This window comes from Dolichospermum circinale AWQC131C (assembly GCF_000426905.1).
Lineage (GTDB): Bacteria > Cyanobacteriota > Cyanobacteriia > Cyanobacteriales > Nostocaceae > Dolichospermum > Dolichospermum circinale.
This window is the reverse complement of record NZ_KE384651.1, coordinates 92487-96129: the sequence shown is the minus strand read 5'-3', so window position 1 is coordinate 96129 and position 3643 is coordinate 92487. Positions and strand designations below refer to the sequence as shown.

The following is a 3643-nucleotide window of genomic DNA, read 5'->3' as shown; positions in this document are numbered from 1 at the left end:
CCGCTCTGATGAGGTACAAAGTTGAATCATGAAACTCTTGTGGTGCGGGCATCTTGCCCGCTAAATATGTACCTCATAAAACTCTTGTAGTGCTGTAACAGCAGCAATCAGAACATTAGTATCTAGAACTAGCTTCATGAAATTATCTCAAAAATTTCCTCATCGGTATAACCTGTTTAATTCTTGTCCATCAAATAAGAACGCAGTGCGCGGAATTGGTGGGTAAAGATGTAATCCTCAATGGCTTTACCAACCAAGCTATCAGGAGATACCTTGAGCTTGAGTAATTTCTAAAAGTGCTGCTTTTAGTTCTGGTTTAATGGTAATAGTGAGGGTATCTTGCATATTTTATCAGCCAGCTACATAATTAATTGTACAGTATCTATAAGGCATTGGCATACCTAAGCTGATACCACCTGCCAGAATGTCGAATATAGTCCATTTTGTGCAAGCAAATCTGGATGAGAACCAGAAGCAACTATACCCCCATTTTCTAATACAAAAATCACATCTGCACGTAAAGCTTGAGTCAAGCGGTGAGTGATGACAATAATTGTGCGTTCCTTGGCAATTTGCTCAATAGTAGTCAATATTTCCGCTTCTGTGACAGGATCTAAAGCTGATGTAGCTTCATCAAGAATCAAAATTGCCGGATTTCTTACCAATGCTCTAGCTAAAGCGATTCTTTGGCGTTGTCCCCCTGATAATTGCCCACCGCGATCGCCTACTGTTGTATTATAACCTTGAGGTAAAGATAAGATAAAATCGTGGATTTCTGCGGCTTTAGCTGCGGTTTCTACTTGTTCATCAGTGGCTTCTAAAAAACCCATACGGATATTTTCCCGCACTGAGCAGTTAAATAATATTACCTCTTGAGATACTAAACCAATTTGCGATCGCAGAGATTTTACAGTTACCTGACTTAAATCCACACCATCAAATAAGATTTTCCCCTCTTGAGGATCATAAAATCGCGTCAACAGATTCACAATTGTACTTTTACCCGCACCACTTGCGCCAACAAAGACGGCAAAATCACCTTGGCGAATTTTTAAAGACAGATTTTCAAGTCCTCTGCCATTTTCACTGTATTTAAACGACACATTATCAAAATAAATTGACTGTTCAAAAGCCTGTAAATCTACTGCTTCTGGCACATCCTGAATTGTAGGAACTTCTTCTAAAATTTCCTGGATACGTTGCATTCCTGCCGCACCATTGACTAAATGAGGTAGTCCCCAGCTAAAATAATTAATAGTAGAATTTAATCCGATTAATAACACCTGATTAGCAACTAATGTTCCCACTGAAATCCAATGCCAATATGTCATAATTGCGCTAATACCCAAAATTATTATCTGCACTAAGATAAAAGTAATTTCAGGAATTCTTTGCACTAAGTAAGATAAAAACTTGGACTTAACATATACCTGCTGCAATTCTCCTAATTGGCCAGTAAAACTGGCTGACATTCTGGTTTCTAGCCCAAATATTTTAATTACAGGTTGAGAAAGAATATTTTCTTCTATGACACTAGCAATATATCCTTCCTTTTCTCTGAGTTCATAACCTACCTCAGTTGCAAAACGGATAATTATAGTGGGTGCAAAACCACAAATAATTAAACCAACAGAACTCAAAATAGCTAATTTCCAATTGAGATAAAATAAATAAATACCTGAAAAAATCATATTACTAATATTTAGAAATATGACAGTCATGCCCTGAATAACACCGTATTCAACCTTTTCCGCATCAGCCAGAAACCGATTAACAAGATTCCCGGCTGAATTTCTGCCGAAAAAATCCATTGACAAGTTTTGAATATGAGCAAACAAATCCTCACGTAGTTTATTAAGAATGAGAATACTCAACCGGGCATCAAAATAATCAACTAGCAAAATAATGATAATTAAGAAAATTGCTCCTATACCAAGAAATAACAAAATAAGAATTAGCAAATCATAATCTTGGGGAATAATTGCCTGATCAATAATGAATTTAAAACTCACACCAATTCCGGCGTTAAATCCTGCCTCAAATATCCGACCAATTACCAAAAATAACGCCACCCATTTGTATGGATAAATATATTTGCTGACTGTTTTTATAAAACCAATAATATTCATTATATTTTCATCAAAAGATTGTATTAAGTAGGTTGGCGTTGAAAATTGTTGTTATAGCAAGGCAAGAGGCAATAGGCAATAGGCAAGAGTAAAGAAGTTTTCAGCGATTTTACATTTATTTACACAGTTTGGTTTTATTGTGTTCACCTACTTACTATGATTTGATAGATATTTAAACTTGCTCATTCACTTTAATACAGACAGCTTTCAGCTACCAGCAGTAAAACAGCCTCGCTGCCAGGTTTTGTGATTATAAGGTTGTACCTCATTTACCTGCAATATGCTGTATCTTTGCCATGCTGCATTAACTATGGCACTAATAATTTCTGTATATGTCACACCTGCCAAACGCCCCATAATTGGTAAATCTGAGTAGATATGATCTAATCCTGGTAAGGGGTTGATTTCCAAAAAATGCAATACTCCATCAGCATCACAACGTAAGTCTACACGAGCAGCATCACGACAATCAAAGGTATGATAAACGTCTAGAGCTAGTTGCTCTGCTTGTATGGCTAATGATTCAGTATTTACTAGTAATTTATAGGCTACCCTCTCTAAATACTCCTTTTTATTCAAAGTTGTATAGGCCTCTGTTTCCGCTTGGTCTGTAAAAATTACTTCCATTACTCCCACTACTTTAGTATTACTGCCATTACCAATAATCCCTACAGTTACTTCTCGACCGGGGAGGAAAGTTTCTACAAGAATAGGTTGTTGAAATTGGCTGTGCAATGCTTGGTAAGTTGTAATTAATTCAGACTGTTCTTTAACTAAAGATTGACCAGTTATGCCTTTAGAACTACCTTCAGCCACGGGTTTGAAAAAAAGTGGTATGGGTAGGTTAATGTTAGCGGCTTCTGTAAGATTATTAACCACGATAAAGGGGGCTGTTGGTAAACTGCGATCGCGCACTATTCTTTTAGCCAATGCTTTATCTAAGGTCAAGGCACAGGTGAGAGGATCAGAAAATGTGTAAGGCTGGTCAAATAACTCACAAACTGCGGGAACTTGCGCTTCACGCGATCGCCCTTTTACTCCTTCAGCGATATTAAATACTAAATCCCAGCGTTTTCCATTTGCTAACCTCCGTGCCAGTTCTCTACCATTACCAATGGGTTCTACTTGATGACCCAAATCACCAAGTGCTTTTTCTAAACCGATGATTGTTTCTTCATCATCAAATTCCATCACTTCAGTAGTGCTGAAACCAGCCTTAATATATTCTATCTTCAAGTCATAACATAGACCAATAAATAACCCCATAAATCTCCGTGATCAACTTTTCATTCTTAACTTTAATATCCAACTCAGATTGGTTAATTGATAGAATATCCAATTATTCAATCTTTACTAAAGTTGGAGATATTTCTTCAACAACATCAAACCATATAGGAGATTGATTCTCAGGAGAACCATTATAGTTAGCAGTAATTTCTTCTCCTACTTCTATATTTCGGTAGACAATTAACTCTATCTCACATTCCACAAATTTCTTGACATAATACAGCACC

The 3643-nt window shown here is 36.7% G+C and carries 2 protein-coding genes; both read right to left on the bottom strand.

Annotated features, from left to right (window positions below):
* Positions 1–401: 401 nt before the first annotated feature.
* Positions 402–2129, bottom strand: coding sequence for an ABC transporter ATP-binding protein (locus ACIR131C_RS0119720; protein ID WP_028091554.1), 1728 nt, complete (start codon positions 2127–2129; stop codon positions 402–404).
* Between the two features lie 207 nt (positions 2130–2336).
* Positions 2337–3395, bottom strand: a complete 1059-nt coding sequence (locus ACIR131C_RS23565) for a D-alanine--D-alanine ligase family protein (protein WP_071604844.1) — start codon at positions 3393–3395, stop codon at positions 2337–2339.
* Positions 3396–3643 lie beyond the last annotated feature (248 nt).

Excerpts from the sequence above, each read along its gene's own strand:
- ACIR131C_RS0119720 (WP_028091554.1), bottom strand. The coding sequence starts at position 2,129 with ATGAATATTATTGGTTTTATAAAAACAGTCAGCAAATATATTTATCCA.
- ACIR131C_RS23565 (WP_071604844.1), bottom strand. The coding sequence starts at position 3,395 with ATGGGGTTATTTATTGGTCTATGTTATGACTTGAAGATAGAATATATT.